The following is a 14,783-nucleotide window of genomic DNA, read 5'->3' as shown; positions in this document are numbered from 1 at the left end:
TGTTTCGAAGCCATCGATCGCCGCTGCTCAGCGGATGGTCACCGGCGGAGGCAGCGGCTGCATCGTCGCCGGCTGGGCGGCCGGGACATTGGCCTGGGCCTGGACGGGGGCCGGCGCAGGCGCACCGTTGGCGGCGGCAGCCATGTTCTTGTTCGATCCCGCCGGCGCGCCGCCCGGCATGACCACGACGCGGGTGCCGACCTTGACGCGCTCGAACAGATCCGAAACATCCTCGTTCAGCATGCCGATGCAGCCGGAGGACACGAACTTGCCGATCGTCGAGGGCTGGTTGGTGCCGTGGATGCGATACACGGTCGAGCCCAGATACATCGCGCGGGCGCCCAGCGGGTTACCCGGACCACCGGCCATGAAGCGCGGCAGATAGGGCTGGCGCTCGATCATCTCGCTCGGCGGATACCAATCCGGCCACTCGGTCTTCTTGGTGATCTTCTGCACGCCGGTCCAGGTGAAACCTTCACGGCCGACGCGGACGCCGTAGCGCATCGCCCGGCCGTTGCCGAGCACCAGGTAGAGATAGGTGTTCGGGGTGTCGACGACGATCGTGCCCGGCGGCTCCTTGGTGACGAAGTCGACTTCCTGGCGACGCAGGTTGGCCGGCAGCGGCGCGGGCGCTGCATCCGGCTGCTCTTCCGGCGGCAAAGCCGCCACCGTCATCGGCCGATCGCCGGCCGGAGCCTGGGCCGTTCCCGGAACGGACGAGGCGCCGCCGACCGCGCCCGGAGGACGCAGTGCGCCGGCATCGCCGCCATAGGCCTGCTGCGATGAGGCCGGGCGATCCCCGTAGATCACCGGGGGAGGCCCTGCTGGTCGACCGTAACGCGGATCATCCGGAGACATCACCGGGCCGGTCGGCGCCGCGCTATAAACCGGAGCATTGGCCGGACGCCCGTAGCGGGGGTCATCCGGTGAGAGAACAGGGCCGGTTGGAGCGGCGGTCCCATACACGGGTCCGCTGGCAGGCCGTCCATAGCGCGGATCGTCCGGCGAGATCACCGGTCCGGGCGGCGGCAGCGCGGCGGAGTTGCCGGGCGCGTCCTCGTCGTCCAGCGCATCGAAATCCGGGTTATGTCCGCGCGCGTCGGTCGGGTAAGGAGTCGGCGCGGGCGAGTAGGCTCCCGGTGCAGTCTGATAGACCTGCTGTGCCTCGGCGAACGAAGTCGCCGCCGCGCCCGCCGCTGCGACCGCGCAAACCGTCAGAATGTGTCTGATCATCATCGCCCTTGCAGTATCCCCAAGCCGCCGATTGGGACCTTTGCTCCGCCAGATGGCCGAAGATAGCGGCGCATTCAAGACAATTCCGGCCGACGCGGTGCCATTTCGGCAAATTGTGATCACACCACCGTCGTTGCACGGAAGTCTCACGCCGCCGAAAAAGTGCAGCCAAGCTCCGGATGGCCGCATCGATGCCGCGATTTGACGAGCGAGCGGGAACGCTTTCGGTATTCTGACTTCAGCCTGATTCGCGATGCACGGCAGAAGCCGGCACCGTCGCGAACGCGGCCATTCCCTGTGATCACCGCGTTCCCTACTGGCTCGAAGGTCTCGGCAGTCCTGCTGCCGTGACGGAGAGTTTTCCGTCGATGCTTCCCGGCTTTCGTTTCCTCGTCGCCGCGATCCTCTGTTCGATCTCTCTCACCGTTTTCGGCATGGGTGCTGCAGCTCTGTTGCGCGCCGCTCATGAACAGTTTGCCAGCAACTCGTCCTGGCGCTCGACCCAGGCATCCGGCTTCACCACCTTCCTGCCACCGGCGGAGCCACCGCCGGTTCTCGCCGTGCTACGGGTCGAGCCCAGCCCCGCAGCCCCGCTCGCTTCAGCCGCGAGCCCCATCGACGCGCCGCAGGCCGCAGCCGAGCCGCTGAGCGCCGCGGCATCCGATGCTCCGGTGACGGAGAAGATCGAGACAGCGGCCGCCGTCGAGCCGCCGGCCTTGCCGACCCCCTCTCTGCCGGCTGACCTGGTCGACACGAGCCGTGTCGTGATCCCGAGCCAGACCGTCGCGGCGCTGAGCGATGGCACCGGCAGCGTGAAACCTGAAATTGGCAGCGCCGATATGGCGAGCACGGTCGTCGTCGAGAAGGCGACCGACAAGCCCAAGATGGACATGGCTCCGGAAGCGACCGCTTCGAATCCAGCACCGGTCGTGGCGTCCTCCACCAGCGAGCCTTCGGCCACCCCAGCCGCGCCTGCGTCCGGGCTGCAAGTCGTCGCGAGCGCAGATACCGCCATCGCGACTCCGGCTCTGCCGGCGCCTGCCCCGGCACCGGTGGCGCTCGATCCGATCGCAGCCAAGCTGGCGGCACTCGGCGAACAGCCCATCCACCAGGAGCGCCCCGCGGCCGGCGAGCATCGCGCTTCGGTCAAAATCGCCAGCGTTCAGTTGCGGCGGAGCGTCCTGAAGAAGCGGCAGGCCCGCGAGAAGCAACTGGCCGCCAAGCGTGCCAAGCAGCGTCGCTATGCCCAGCGCGTCCGGGCCGCCCGCCAGGCTGCAGCCCAGCAGCAGCAACCCCAGGCCTTCCCCAACCCGTTCGAGCAGCAGCCCTTCGGTCAGGCCCAGGGCATGACCCAGGCGGCCGCGCCGCGCTCCCGATAGGAGCCGGCGCCGGTCAGGCCGGGCCGGTCGCGACGGGCGGCCCGTTCTCGACGCCCCATTCCGACCAGGAGCCGTCATAGAGCGCGGTGTCGCGAATGCCGAGCCGGTAGAGCGCCAATGTCAACACCGCCGCGGAGACGCCAGAGCCGCAGGAGGTGACGATCGGCCTCGCCAGGTCGACGCCCGCAGCGTTGAACGCTCTGCGCAGATACTCGAGCGGCTTCATCACGCCGGTGGCGGCGTCGAACAGCTCCGCATACGGCAGATTGCGGCTGCCCGGAATGTGACCCGAGCGCAGGCCGGGCCTCGGCTCGGCGACCTCGCCGGCAAAGCGCGGCGCCTGGCGTGCATCGATCACCTGCTCGGCATGGCCTGCGAGGTTGGCAACCATCTGCTCGATCCGGCGCACGCGCGCGGCGTCAAAGGTCGCGCGATAGCTGCCCGCGGCCGGCGTGACCTGTCCGCCATCCACGGGGCGCCCCTCGGCAACCCACTTCTTCAAACCGCCATCGAGCACGCGCACATCCGCGTGGCCGAACGACAGGAACATCCACCAGGCGCGCGGGGCGGCGACCCAGCCGCCGGCATCGTAGACCACGACCGTATCGCCGTTGCTGACACCGAGCCGCGCGGCGTCCCGGCCGAACTGCTCCGCGCTCGGATACATGTGCGGCAGCGGATTGGAATGGTCGGAGACCTCGTCGACATCGAAGAACACCGCGCCGGGAATGTGCGCCTTCAGATAATCGTCCTTCGGCAAAGGCAGCACGCCCGGCATCTTGAAGGTCGCGTCGAGCACCTTGACCTTGGGATCGCCGAGACGGGCCGCAAGCCAGTCGGTGGTGACGAGCGGGTCATTGGGGACGGTCATCTGCAGCACTCCAGGCGTCGAGTTCAGTCGTCATCGCCGGACTTGATCCGGCGGTCCATCTCTTCAGGCGATGGACACGCGGGTCAAGCCCGCGTGTGACGAGTTGGGTTCAATCCTTTTTCTTCGGCGCCCAGGCCTCGACTGGCCCGCCCGCCTCGCGCCAGGCGGCAAAACCGCCACCGATGTGAGCCACGGGCTTGAGCCCCATATCCTTGGCGGTCTTGGCGGCCAGTGCCGAGCGCAGGCCGCCGGCGCAATGGAAGATGAACGTCTTGTCCTCTTGGAAGATCGGCTTGGCGTAGGGGCTCTGCGGATCGATCCAGAACTCCAGCATGCCGCGCGTGCAGGAGAATGCGCCGGGAATCCTGCCCTCGCGCTCGATCTCGCGGGGATCGCGGATGTCGACGATCACGACGTCGTCGCGCTTGGCCGCCTCCATCGCCTCAGCCGCGGAGAGCGTCTCGATCTCGGCATTGGCTTCGTCGAGCAGCGTTTTGATGCCGCGGGTGATGGTCTGGGGCATTCTCGAACCTCCCTGCCCCGCTATTGCAGAGCGTCGTATTGCTCAGCGTCATTCCGGGGCGGCCCGCAGGACCGAACCCGGAATCCAGAGCTAATCGAACAAACCTCGAGATTCCGGGTTCGATCGCTGGTGCGACCGTCCCGGAATGACGGGGCCGTTCTAGCGCACCAGTTCCTTCATCGCCGACTCCAGCCCCTCGATCGTGATCGGATACATGCGCTCGGAAAAGATGCGGCGGATGATGGTGGTGGACTCCGAATAGTCCCAATGCTTCTGCGCCACCGGATTGAGCCACACCGTGTGCGGATAGGTGCGGATCACGCGGTCGAGCCACACCGAGCCCGGCTCCTCGTTGACGTGCTCGACCGAGCCGCCGGGCACCATGATCTCGTAAGGGCTCATCGAGGCGTCGCCCACGAACACGACCTTGTAGTCGTGCGGATATTTATGGAGCACGTCCCAGGTCGGCGTGCGGTCGGTGAAGCGCCGCTTGTTCTGCTTCCACACGCCCTCATAGAGGCAGTTGTGGAAGTAGAAATATTCCATGTGCTTGAATTCGCTCTTGGCCGCCGAGAACAATTCCTCGACCTGGGCGACGTGCGAATCCATCGAGCCGCCGATGTCGAAGAACACTAGCACCTTCACCGCATTCCGCCGCTCGGGACGCATGTGCACGTCGAGATAGCCGTGATTGGCGGTCTCGCGGATGGTGGTGTCGAGATCGAGCTCGTCCGGCGCGCCGGTGCGGGCGAACTTGCGCAGGCGCCGCAGCGCGACCTTGATGTTGCGGATGCCGAGCTCGACATTGCCGTCGAGATCCTTGAACTCGCGGCGGTCCCACACCTTCACGGCGCGGTTGTTGCGGTTCTTGTCCTGGCCGATCCGGACGCCTTCGGGGTTGTAGCCATAGGCGCCGAACGGCGAGGTCCCTGCCGTGCCGATCCACTTGTTGCCGCCCTGATGACGGCCCTTCTGCTCTTCCAGCCGCTTCTTCAAGGTCTCCATGAGCTTGTCCCAGCCCATGGCCTCGATCTCTTTCTTCTCTTCCTCGGTGAGATACTTCTCGGCCAGCTTGCGCAGCCATTCCTCGGGAATTTCAGCCTTCTCCATCGCATCCAGGAGATTTTCCAATCCCTTGAACACGGTGCCGAAGACGCGATCGAACTTGTCGAGATTGCGTTCGTCCTTCACCAGCGCGGTGCGCGACAGATAGTAGAAGTTCTCGACCGAATGCTCGGCGAGATCGGCGTCGATGGCCTCCATCAGCGTGAGATATTCACGCAAGGAGACCGGGACCTGCGCGTCGCGCAGCGCTGTGAAGAATTGCAGGAACATGCCCATTAGATCGCGCGGCCCGGAGGGCGCGTCAAGGGCCAGGGCGCGTCAAGGGCTGCCGCTGCGGCCAGTCTGGACCGGGCGGCTTTTTGCTCTACAATCCCAGGAACCACGGATGGAATAGGGGTTTTCATGGGTATCATTGCAGCGCTGATCATCGGTGCCATCGCGGGCTGGCTGGCCGGATTAATCGTTCGCGGCGCCGGTTTCGGCCTGATCGGCAATATGGTGATCGGCATCATCGGCGCCCTGGTCGCAAGCTACGTGCTGCCTGCGCTGCACATCGCGCTCGCCAGCGGCACCTTGGGTGCGATTTTGGACGCCACCATCGGCGCCGTCATCGTGCTCGTGATCCTCTCGCTGATCAGGCGCGCTTGATTATTTCTCCTTCCGATGGCAGCCATCATCTCAAAGCCGCTGCCGCGGCGTAGCCACTCAACACAAGTTCGACCGACAAGCGAGGCGCGATGAAATTTACCGGGACCCAGGACTACGTCGCCACCGACGACCTCAAAGTGGCCGTCAACGCGGCGATCGTGCTCGAGCGCCCGCTGCTGGTGAAGGGCGAGCCCGGGACTGGCAAGACCGTGCTGGCCGAGGAAGTCGCCAAGGCCGTCAACGCGCCGCTGCTCACCTGGCACATCAAGTCGACCACCAAGGCGCAGCAGGGCCTCTACGAATACGACGCGGTGTCGCGGCTGCGCGACAGCCAGCTCGGCGATAGCCGCGTGTCCGACATCAAGAACTACATCAAGCGCGGCAAGCTCTGGGAAGCCTTCACCGCCGAGCAGCGCCCCGTGCTCCTGATCGACGAGATCGACAAGGCCGACATCGAATTTCCGAACGATCTCCTGCTCGAGCTCGACCGGATGGAGTTCCACGTCTACGAGACCAACGAGACCATCAAGGCGAAGCTGCGCCCGATCGTCATCATCACCTCGAACAACGAGAAGGAGCTGCCGGACGCGTTCCTGCGGCGCTGCTTCTTCCACTACATCAAGTTCCCCGATGCCGACACGATGGGCCGCATCGTCGACGTGCATTTCCCGAACATCAAGAAGCGGCTGGTCGAGGAAGCCCTGCGTATCTTCTTCGAAGTGCGCGACGTGCCCGGCCTGAAGAAGAAGCCGTCGACGTCGGAGCTGCTCGACTGGCTCAAGCTGCTGCTGAACGAGGACATCGGCCCCGAGCAGCTTCGTGAGCGCGATCCGCGCAAGCTGATCCCTCCGCTGCACGGCGCCCTCCTCAAGAACGAGCAGGACGTGCATCTGTTCGAGCGGCTCGCCTTCCTCAGCCGGCGCGAGGTGTAGGGCCTCCGCCTCCCGCCCGGCAGGTCCGTGCCGCGGGCGCGTCATTGTCGCGCCCCGGTTTCGGCCATGCGTCCGAGCGCACCGATGAGCCCCTCGACTGCAATCGGCTTCTCGTAGCGGAGAATCTCCGCGAACCGGTCGGGGATGATCGATTCATCGTAGCCCGTCGTGAACACGAAGGGCACGCCGCGCTCAACCAGCAAGTCCGCGACCGGAAACGCCATCTCGCCACGCAGATTCACGTCGAGCACGGCACCATCGATCCTCGCCTGGCTGTTCGCGAGCACCAGCGCTTCCGCAACAGTTCCGACCGGTCCCAGAACCGTTGCGCCGGCACCGCCGAGCTCGCGCCTGAGCTCGTCGGCCAGCATGTATTCGTCCTCGACGATGAGGATGTGACGGTCACGCAGCGGACGTTCAGGCATGGTCCTCGAGCTCCGGCGTGGTGAAAGACACGGGAAGCGAAATCGTGCAGCTGACGCCGTCGGGCGTGAACCCGAACGAGGTCCTGGCATTGAGCTGATAGGGCAAGGCCTGCTCGATCAGCTCGCGGCCCTGTCCCGTGCCGACGGACAGGACGCCAGGGGGCGGCATGTCGACGTCGCTCTCCCGCCAATCGATGTGCAGCCAGGGCCTGTTGTCCGCGCCGTTCCGCTCCAGCGACCAAACCACTCCGAGCCGGCCGGACGGCTGCGCCAGCGCGCCATATTTGACGGCGTTGGTGGCGAGCTCATGCAGCGCCATCGCAAGCATCTGCACTGTAGATGATCGCAATCGCACACCCGGCGGCCCGGCCAGTGTGACGCGCTCGGACGTGCCGGCGACCGCCGACAGCTCGCTGCGGATCAGATCGTCGAACGTGACCCGGTCCTGCTCCTTGAGGCGCGACAGCAGGCCCTGGACACGCGACAGCGTGTCCAGCCGGTCACGGAAGCGCGTGCGGAAATCGGCGAGATCGGCGCTGGCGCGCGCCGTCTTGTCGGCCATCGAACGCACGACGCCAAGCAGGTTACGGGTGCGATGCTGCAGCTCGGCCACCAGCACCGTCTGCCGCTCCTCCCACTCGCGCCGCTCGGTGACGTCGATCATCGCGCCGGTCATGCGGATTGCCCGTCCGGCCTCGTCGTAGAAGAAGCGGCCGCGGCCATACAGCCAGCGCAGCGTCCCGTTCGGATGAATGACGCGAAACTCGCGCGCATAGTCCTCGCGCAGCTCCATCGCCCGCCGCACCGCCGCTTCCGTTGCCGCTCGATCCTCCGGATGAAGCCGCGCCGTCCAGGCTTCGTAGCTCGGGGGCACTTCGCCGACGCCATAGCCTTCCATGCGGAAATGCTCGTCCGACCAATAAACCTCGCCGGTCCTGACGTTCCAATCCCACAGACCGAGCCGCCCGACCTCGACCGCGCTGCGCAGCCGCTCCTCGCTCTTGCGCAATTCCTCTTCGGCCAGCTTCTTTTCGGTGATGTCGCGGGCCGCGCCGAACCATTCGAGGACGACGCCATCGCCACTCATCATCGGCACGGCACGCGAATGCGCCCAGCCGAGCGTTCCGTCGACCCTGATGACACGGTGCTCCAGCTCGAACACGCTCTTCGTCACAATGGCCCTGCCGACGGCGTCCAGCACCTGCGGCTGGTGCTCGGACGGGATGTACTTCGCGAGCCAGCGCCGGCTCGGGGTCATGGTATCGGCGATGAAATCCTTGCCTCGGAGAAAGCGCATCTCGCTCCAGTCCGGGCTCATGCAATAGACGACATCGAAGCTCGCGGTCACGAAGGCGCGGAAACGCTCCTCGCTGGCGCGCAGTCGCGCCATCGCATCGGCGCCCTGCACGACGTCGGCCTGGAGCGCGAGCATCTGCGTGTCCGCGCGCACGGCGTCCGAATGCTCGTTCACTTGCTGCCCCTTTTTTCGGCATCGTATCGTGAAACCCGAGCATGCGCCAAGCGCCGGGCGTTTCCTGTCGACCGCGGCTTCGACCGACCCGCCGCAGCCTCGGAGTTCCCTGCAGAAATCATCCACAGCCGATGCTGAATCTGGGACAAGCCCGCACGAAGGCTCGACGCATCGGTCCGGGCTTGTTAAGCGCCACCCTCTGCGGGACGCGGGTTTGAGTCGGGGCACATGACGGTTGCGATCGAGATGGGGCAGACGACGGCGGGATCGCCTGCGGCCCTGGACCTCGAAGAACTGCTGGCGACCCGCCTGCTCGTGCAGGGCAATTCCGGCTCCGGCAAGTCGCATCTGCTGCGCCGGCTGCTGGAGCAGAGCGCGCCCTGGGTGCAGCAGACCATCATCGATCCCGAAGGCGATTTCGTTACGCTCGCCGAGCGATTCGGCCATCTCGTCATCGAGGCCGAGGACCACACCGAGCGCGCCCTTCAAGTCGCCGGCGAGCGGGCGCGGATCCACCGCGTCTCCACCGTACTCAACCTCGAAGGGCTCGACGCCGAGAACCAGATGCGGCGGGCGGCGGCGTTTCTCAACGGCCTGTTCGAGATCTCGCGCGACCATTGGTACCCGATGCTCGTCGTCGTCGACGAGGCCCAGCTGTTCGCGCCCGCCGTCGCCGGCGAAGTGTCCGACGAGGCGCGCAAGGCCTCGCTCGGCGCGATGACCAATCTGATGTGCCGCGGCCGCAAGCGCGGGCTGGCGGGGGTGATCGCAACGCAGCGGCTGGCGAAGCTCGCCAAGAACGTCGCGGCCGAGGCCTCGAACTTCCTGATGGGCCGTACCTTCCTCGACATCGACATGGCGCGCGCCGCCGACCTGCTCGGCATGGAGCGCCGCCAGGCGGAAGCCTTCCGCGATCTCGAGCGCGGCCAGTTCATGGCGCTCGGCCCCGCTTTGTCGCGCCGTCCGCTCGGCCTGCGCATCGGCCCGACCGACACCAAGCCGCGCAATGCGACGCCGCGGCTGATGCCGCTGCCGGAAGCCTCGCTGGAGGACGCCCGTTCGGTCATCCTCGCCGCACCGCCGCCCGAGGCCAACCCGCGGCCGCAGCGCAAGCCGCAGCCCGAGCTGCTCGACCAGCTGATGGCGGCGAAGTCCGCCGCGCTGGAGTTTCGTCCCGAGCCGCCGCCGCCCGAAATCAGCGAGGAGGAGCTCGCCGAGCGCCGCGCCCGCGTCGAGCGCGTGCTGCGCGCGGTGCTGGCCGAGCCCGATGCCGGCTTCCGTGCCGTCGGCGTGCTCTATCAGGAATTCGTCGTCCGCTGCCGCATCGAGGGGCTGGGCACGGCCGTGCCCGACCTCAACGAATTCCGCCGCATGCTCACCCGCGCCCGCGCTGGCCTCGGCGGCGACGCGGCCTCCGACGACGCCGGCTGGCAGGACGTCACCCTGCGCGCCTCGCTGCTCCCTGAGGACATGCAGGGCGTGTTCATGATGCTCGCCCGCGCGGCCAAGGACGGCCGCCCCTGCCCGAGCGACGCCGCGATCGCGCGCGCCTACGGTTCGCACTCGCTGCGCCGGGCGCAGCGGCTGCTCACCTATATCGAGGACCAGGGCCTGATCGTCTGCCAGCTCGATGGCGCCGGCCGCCGTATCGTGACCCTGGTCGAACTTGCCTGGGCCACCGCGCCCGGTGATCCCAACGCCGACGACGCCGATCAATCGCTCGTCACCTCTTCGTCCTGACGATGCGCCCGGATCGCTCCGGGCGCATCGCGTTGCTGTTGTCCGCGATCAGCTCGCGGCGATCTTGCCCATCGCCGGATCGCTGATGCTAGGCCGGCCGTTCTCGACATGGCCCGCGAGCTGCCAGTTGAAATTGGCGTCGCTGTCCGCCGTCACCGTCAGGTCGTACCAGCCGTGGGTCTGGCGCAGCCGCACCTTGGTCTCCAGCCGCTGGCCGCGCTGCAGGCGATGCCGCTCGCTGCGTCCCGAATAGTTGTCGGTCAGCGTGACCACGCAGCTCGCGCCTTTGTTGGTGAGCGCCACCGCGAGGCTGCGGGCGTCGTCTCCCTCATCCCAGTCGCACATGTGAACGGTGTCGACGTCGACCAGCGCCGCGGTCGAAACAACGCCGCCCTTGAAGTGCCGGTAGAAGCCGTTCGGGCCGTACACCGACAGGTCATACTGGCCGGCGCTGGCGGCAAGATCCCACACGCCGTTCAGCGACTTGCCGGCCTCGACCGTGTAGCTCCACGGACCGGTCGCGGTGTTGCCGGAACGCACGTGGAAGCAGACGCCCGCCTGCCCCGGATTAACGAAGCGGATGCCGAACTTCTTATGCGCGGCATCCGCATCGCCGTCGACGCGCAGGTCATACGGCAGCGCGCGCGCCGGACGGATGCCGGGCTCCTGCTGCGGCAGCACCTGCTTGGCCGGCGGCACCGGGTGATAGTCGTCGAAGCGAGCGCCGGAGGTGATGTCGGAGGCCGGCGGCTTGAAGCCCGCCGTGCTCGGCAGCGGCGCGAGACCTTCGTTCGGCGAGGTGAAGTTGAACGCCGAGGTGAGATCGCCACACACAGCGCGACGCCAGGCCGGGATGTTGGTCTCGAACAGATCCTTGGCATGGCGATGGAAACGCTGCTCGATGAAGCGGATCACCGAGGTGTGGTCGAAGACCTCAGAGCACACATAGCCGCCGCGCGACCACGGTGACACCACCATCATCGGCACGCGCACACCGAGGCCATACGGGCCAGCAAGGTGATTGGCATCGCCGGCGAACAGGTCGGTGCTGACGTCGACGGTGGACTGTCCATACGCCTGCGACATCGCCGGATACGGGCCGACCACGTGATCGAAGAAGCCGCCGCCCTCATCGTAGTTGATGAGCAGCACCGTCTTGCTCCACAGCTCGGGATTCGAGGTGAGGATGTCCAGCACCTTGGAGATGTACCAGGCACCCGGACCCGGCAGCCAGTTCGGATGCTCGCTGAACGCCTCCGGCGCCGCGATCCACGACACCTGCGGCAGTGTGCCGTTGCGGACGTCGTTGCGCAGACCATCGAACAGGTTCTCGAAGGTGCCGCCCTTGGCGATGTTGCTGCCGCGCAGCGCCTTCTCATACAGCGGGCTGCCCGGCTGCGAGTTCTGGTACTGATGGAAATACAGCAGCGAGTTGTCGCCGTAATTGCCGATCCAGGGATTCTGCGTCCAGCCCCAGAAGCCGGCAGCATTCAGCCCGGTGCCGATGTCCTGATAGACCTTCCAGGAGATGCCGGCCTTCTCCAGCCGCTCCGGGAACGTGGTCCAGTCATAGCCGGCCTCGGCGTTGGTGATGACCGGGCCGCCATTCTTGCCGTCATTGCCGTCCCAGCCGGTCCACAGATAATAGCGGTTCGGATCGGTCGGTCCCATCACCGAGCAGAAATACTGATCGCAGATCGTGAAGGCGTCGGCGAGTGCGTAGTGCCAGGGCAGATCCTGCCGGTTCATGCAGGTCATCGTCGTGGTGCCCTTGTTGGCGATCCACTTGTCGTAGTTGCCGTTGTTCCAGGCCTTCTGGCCGTCGTTCCAGCCGTGCGCGACGTCCTCGACATAGACCTGGCCGGCATTGTCGACGCGGAACGGCATCACCGATCCCGTGCCGTTCGGCTGCTGCCAGACCGGATTGCCGTTCGGCAGCTTCACGGCGCGCGGGTCGTTGAAGCCGCGCACGCCACGCATTGCGCCGAAATAATGATCGAACGCGCGGTTCTCCTGCATCAGCACGACGATGTGCTTGACGTCCTCGATGCTGCCGTGACGATTGAACGCCGGAATGGCGTGCGCGCGCTCGATGCTCTGGCTGAGCGCCGCGGTGGCGGCCGAAGCTCCGAGCAGGCGCAGGAACTCGCGCCGGTTGTGCGCGATCGTGTTCGACATCTCTTTCACTCCCGAAGTGACGAAGGTGCCGAGCGGCTTAGGTGGCGGCGTTAACAGCCGCGTGACCGGGCGGTTAAGGATGTGTGGCACGGGCTTGACAGCGGAGTTGGGAATGGCGTTCGGCCGAGCCGCCAATGCCCTTGCGCGAGGGACGAAAAGCTGAATGATCCTTTCGGTTTGAGACAACGGGCGGCCCGCGTGGCGCCAGGATTGACGCGTTGCCTTCTTGAGGATGGTTTGCAAATGCCGACATTGACGGTGCAAGCGGCGGGCCTGCCGGAGGCGCCGGGATGGTTCTGGCTGTATGTCGTGTCCAACGCGCTCATCGCCTGCGCCTTCTTCACGGTCTCCATCGTCATCGGCCTGTATCTGTTGCGGCGCTGGAATGAGGTCATGTTCCGCGGCGCCCTGGCGGCGCTCGGTGTGTTCGTGGCGCTGTACGGGCTCACGCGTCTGCTCGCGATTCTCGATCTCTGGGTGTCGGACGCACGATTCGAGAGTCTTCTTTACGCCCTGCTCGCCGTGATCTCGGTCGTGGTCATTGTCAGCATGATCAGGATGCTGCGCAAAATCCTGGTGCAGCCGACTCGCATCGTGCTGCAGAAGGCCTATGAACGATTGGAGGAAGAAATCCGGCAGCGCCAGGCCGCCGAGGCGATGGTGCGGCGTTTCCAGGAGATCGAGGCCAACGAGGCCCAGGTGCGCCAGGCGCAGAAGATGGAGGCGATCGGCCAGCTCACCGGCGGCGTCGCGCACGATTTCAACAACATCCTGACCGTGATCACCGGGACGATCGAGATCCTCGCCGATGCGGTCAAGGACAAGCCGCAGCTCGCCGGCATCGCCGACATGATCAGCGCCGCCGCCGAGCGCGGCGCCGACCTCACCCGGCATCTCCTCGCCTTTTCGCGCCGCCAGCCGCTGCAGCCGCGCTCTACCGACATCAATGGGCTCGTGGTCGATGCGGCACGCCTGCTGCGCCCGACGCTGGGCGAGCAGATCGAGATCGAGTCGATGCTCGCGCATGACAGCGCGCCGGCGCTGATCGACCCGAGCCAGCTCTCGACCGCCATCCTCAACCTCGCGCTCAATGCGCGCGACGCGATGCCGGACGGCGGCAAGCTGACGCTCGAGACCAAGAACGTCACGCTCGACGAGCACTACGCGCGGCTGAACCGCGACGCGAGGCCCGGCCACTACATCATGATCGCGGTCAGCGACACCGGCGAAGGCATTCCGGCCTCGCTGCTCGACAAGGTGTTCGAGCCGTTCTTCACCACCAAGGACGTCGGCAAGGGCTCGGGCCTCGGGCTCAGCATGGTCTATGGCTTCGTCAAGCAGTCCAACGGCCACGTCAAGATCTACAGCGAGCAGGGCCACGGCACGACGGTGAAGCTCTATCTGCCGCGCGCGGCGAGCGCGCCGGAGCTGCCGGCCGCCGACGTCGAGCGGCCAGCCGTGCCGCGTGGCGACGAGACCATCCTGATCGTCGAGGACGACGCGCTGGTGCGCGACTACGTCATCGCCCAGGTGCGCCGGCTCGGCTATCGCACGCTGTCGGCGAGCAACGCCGCCGAGGGGCTCGCGATCATCGACAGCGACGAGCGGGTCGACCTGTTGTTCACCGACGTCATCATCCCCGGCGGCAAGAACGGCCGCCAGCTCGCGATCGAAGCCGAGAAGCGGCGGCCCGGGCTGAAGGTGCTGTACACGTCGGGCTACACCGAGAATGCCATCGTGCATCATGGCCGGCTCGACGCCGATGTGCTGCTGCTCGCCAAGCCATATCTCAGCGCCGATCTCGCCCGCATGATCAGGACCGCGCTGGAGGCGTGAGGGCGACCGTGATGGAGCCGCGCGTCTCCTCGTCACGACGCGCCCCGCTCCCGTGCGGTTTTGGGACGCATAGGCCGGCCACACCCTCAGCGTCATCCCGGGCAAGTCCGGCCCTGCGAAGCGGGGGCGGACGCCGACCCGGGATCCATACGCCGTAGCAGGTGTGGCTGGGCGGGATGGAGCGGCCATCGTGCCTCGAACAGCTCCCTGGGGTTATGGGTCCCGGATCGGCGCGCGCTTGCCGAACAATGCTTGCGCGTGTCGGGAGCGCGCTTGTCCGGGACGACAGTGGTGGGCTTGGTTGGGGACCGTGCCAACTCATAAGACGCGGGATTGCAGTCCCGCGGCACATCGTGCCCGAGGCATGCATCGCTCATGTCCCTCCGAAATAAGAGAGGGCGCGGAGAAGGCCGGACCTCGGCTGAGGCCCGTGGCCCGCCTGCAGAAAGATAAGCAGGCGGCAGTCACCACGAGTACAGCCG

General features: G+C 66.4%; 12 protein-coding genes. 5 read left to right on the top strand and 7 right to left on the bottom strand.

Annotated features, from left to right (window positions below):
* Window positions 1–27 precede the first annotated feature (27 nt).
* Window positions 28–1,236 carry a L,D-transpeptidase family protein gene (locus ACQR1L_RS34445; RefSeq protein ID WP_434862355.1) on the bottom strand — a complete coding sequence of 403 codons (1,209 nt, stop codon included), beginning with the start codon at window positions 1,234–1,236 and terminating at the stop codon, window positions 28–30.
* A 365-nt stretch (window positions 1,237–1,601) separates the two neighbouring features.
* Here ACQR1L_RS34445 and ACQR1L_RS34440 point away from each other — a divergent pair, with 365 nt between their 5' ends.
* The gene (locus ACQR1L_RS34440) at window positions 1,602–2,612 is read left to right on the top strand and encodes a hypothetical protein (RefSeq protein ID WP_434862354.1); all 1,011 of its coding nucleotides are present in this window, start codon (window positions 1,602–1,604) and stop codon (window positions 2,610–2,612) included.
* A gap of 13 nt (window positions 2,613–2,625) precedes the next feature.
* On the opposite strand, the gene sseA is transcribed toward ACQR1L_RS34440, so the two are convergent.
* From sseA to ACQR1L_RS34425, 3 genes are all read right to left on the bottom strand, one after another.
* On the bottom strand, window positions 2,626–3,483 hold the full coding sequence (gene sseA / locus ACQR1L_RS34435) for a 3-mercaptopyruvate sulfurtransferase (RefSeq protein WP_434862353.1): 858 nt from the start codon (window positions 3,481–3,483) through the stop codon (window positions 2,626–2,628).
* A gap of 109 nt (window positions 3,484–3,592) precedes the next feature.
* The gene (locus ACQR1L_RS34430; protein WP_434862352.1) at window positions 3,593–4,006 is read right to left on the bottom strand and encodes a rhodanese-like domain-containing protein; all 414 of its coding nucleotides are present in this window, start codon (window positions 4,004–4,006) and stop codon (window positions 3,593–3,595) included.
* Between the two features lie 159 nt (window positions 4,007–4,165).
* Entirely contained in the window at window positions 4,166–5,341 is a 1,176-nt protein-coding gene (locus ACQR1L_RS34425; RefSeq protein ID WP_434862351.1) for a vWA domain-containing protein, read from the bottom strand.
* 132 nt (window positions 5,342–5,473) lie between these two features.
* Here ACQR1L_RS34425 and ACQR1L_RS34420 point away from each other — a divergent pair, with 132 nt between their 5' ends.
* Window positions 5,474–5,719 (top strand): GlsB/YeaQ/YmgE family stress response membrane protein, encoded by a 246-nt coding sequence (locus ACQR1L_RS34420; protein ID WP_434862350.1) that lies wholly within the window; start codon window positions 5,474–5,476, stop codon window positions 5,717–5,719.
* Window positions 5,720–5,808: 89 nt separating this feature from the next.
* The gene (locus ACQR1L_RS34415; protein ID WP_008964954.1) at window positions 5,809–6,651 is read left to right on the top strand and encodes an AAA family ATPase; all 843 of its coding nucleotides are present in this window, start codon (window positions 5,809–5,811) and stop codon (window positions 6,649–6,651) included.
* Window positions 6,652–6,692: 41 nt separating this feature from the next.
* On the opposite strand, the gene ACQR1L_RS34410 is transcribed toward ACQR1L_RS34415, so the two are convergent.
* Together ACQR1L_RS34410 and ACQR1L_RS34405 are read right to left on the bottom strand one after the other, a co-directional pair.
* A complete protein-coding gene (locus ACQR1L_RS34410) occupies window positions 6,693–7,076 on the bottom strand; it encodes a response regulator (RefSeq protein ID WP_434862349.1) in 384 nt (127 codons plus the stop codon).
* A complete protein-coding gene (locus ACQR1L_RS34405; RefSeq protein WP_434862348.1) occupies window positions 7,069–8,547 on the bottom strand; it encodes a sensor histidine kinase in 1,479 nt (492 codons plus the stop codon). Before ACQR1L_RS34405 ends, ACQR1L_RS34410 begins: the two co-directional genes overlap by 8 nt.
* 228 nt (window positions 8,548–8,775) lie before the next feature.
* Between ACQR1L_RS34405 and ACQR1L_RS34400 the strand changes: the two genes are divergently transcribed.
* Window positions 8,776–10,287: a helicase HerA domain-containing protein gene (locus ACQR1L_RS34400; RefSeq protein ID WP_434862347.1), complete on the top strand. Its 1,512-nt coding sequence runs from the start codon at window positions 8,776–8,778 to the stop codon at window positions 10,285–10,287.
* Between the two features lie 48 nt (window positions 10,288–10,335).
* Here ACQR1L_RS34400 and ACQR1L_RS34395 read toward each other — a convergent pair whose 3' ends face one another.
* The gene (locus ACQR1L_RS34395) at window positions 10,336–12,465 is read right to left on the bottom strand and encodes a phosphocholine-specific phospholipase C (RefSeq protein WP_434862346.1); all 2,130 of its coding nucleotides are present in this window, start codon (window positions 12,463–12,465) and stop codon (window positions 10,336–10,338) included.
* A gap of 243 nt (window positions 12,466–12,708) precedes the next feature.
* On the opposite strand from ACQR1L_RS34395, the gene ACQR1L_RS34390 reads away from it, so the two are divergent.
* The gene (locus tag ACQR1L_RS34390; protein WP_434862345.1) at window positions 12,709–14,301 is read left to right on the top strand and encodes an ATP-binding protein; all 1,593 of its coding nucleotides are present in this window, start codon (window positions 12,709–12,711) and stop codon (window positions 14,299–14,301) included.
* Window positions 14,302–14,783: the final 482 nt, after the last annotated feature.

This window comes from Bradyrhizobium sp. HKCCYLR20261 (genome assembly GCF_051168435.1).
Classification (GTDB): domain Bacteria; phylum Pseudomonadota; class Alphaproteobacteria; order Rhizobiales; family Xanthobacteraceae; genus Bradyrhizobium.
Note: the sequence above shows the minus strand (reverse complement) of the source record. Positions and strands in the feature narration are given on the sequence as shown.

Coding starts and splice junctions, on each gene's coding strand:
- ACQR1L_RS34445 (WP_434862355.1), bottom strand. CDS start 1,236: ATGATGATCAGACACATTCTGACGGTTTGCGCGGTCGCAGCGGCGGGC.
- ACQR1L_RS34440 (WP_434862354.1), top strand. CDS start 1,602: ATGCTTCCCGGCTTTCGTTTCCTCGTCGCCGCGATCCTCTGTTCGATC.
- sseA (WP_434862353.1), bottom strand. CDS start 3,483: ATGACCGTCCCCAATGACCCGCTCGTCACCACCGACTGGCTTGCGGCC.
- ACQR1L_RS34430 (WP_434862352.1), bottom strand. CDS start 4,006: ATGCCCCAGACCATCACCCGCGGCATCAAAACGCTGCTCGACGAAGCC.
- ACQR1L_RS34425 (WP_434862351.1), bottom strand. CDS start 5,341: ATGTTCCTGCAATTCTTCACAGCGCTGCGCGACGCGCAGGTCCCGGTC.
- ACQR1L_RS34420 (WP_434862350.1), top strand. CDS start 5,474: ATGGGTATCATTGCAGCGCTGATCATCGGTGCCATCGCGGGCTGGCTG.
- ACQR1L_RS34415 (WP_008964954.1), top strand. CDS start 5,809: ATGAAATTTACCGGGACCCAGGACTACGTCGCCACCGACGACCTCAAA.
- ACQR1L_RS34410 (WP_434862349.1), bottom strand. CDS start 7,076: ATGCCTGAACGTCCGCTGCGTGACCGTCACATCCTCATCGTCGAGGAC.
- ACQR1L_RS34400 (WP_434862347.1), top strand. CDS start 8,776: ATGACGGTTGCGATCGAGATGGGGCAGACGACGGCGGGATCGCCTGCG.
- ACQR1L_RS34395 (WP_434862346.1), bottom strand. CDS start 12,465: ATGTCGAACACGATCGCGCACAACCGGCGCGAGTTCCTGCGCCTGCTC.
- ACQR1L_RS34390 (WP_434862345.1), top strand. CDS start 12,709: ATGCCGACATTGACGGTGCAAGCGGCGGGCCTGCCGGAGGCGCCGGGA.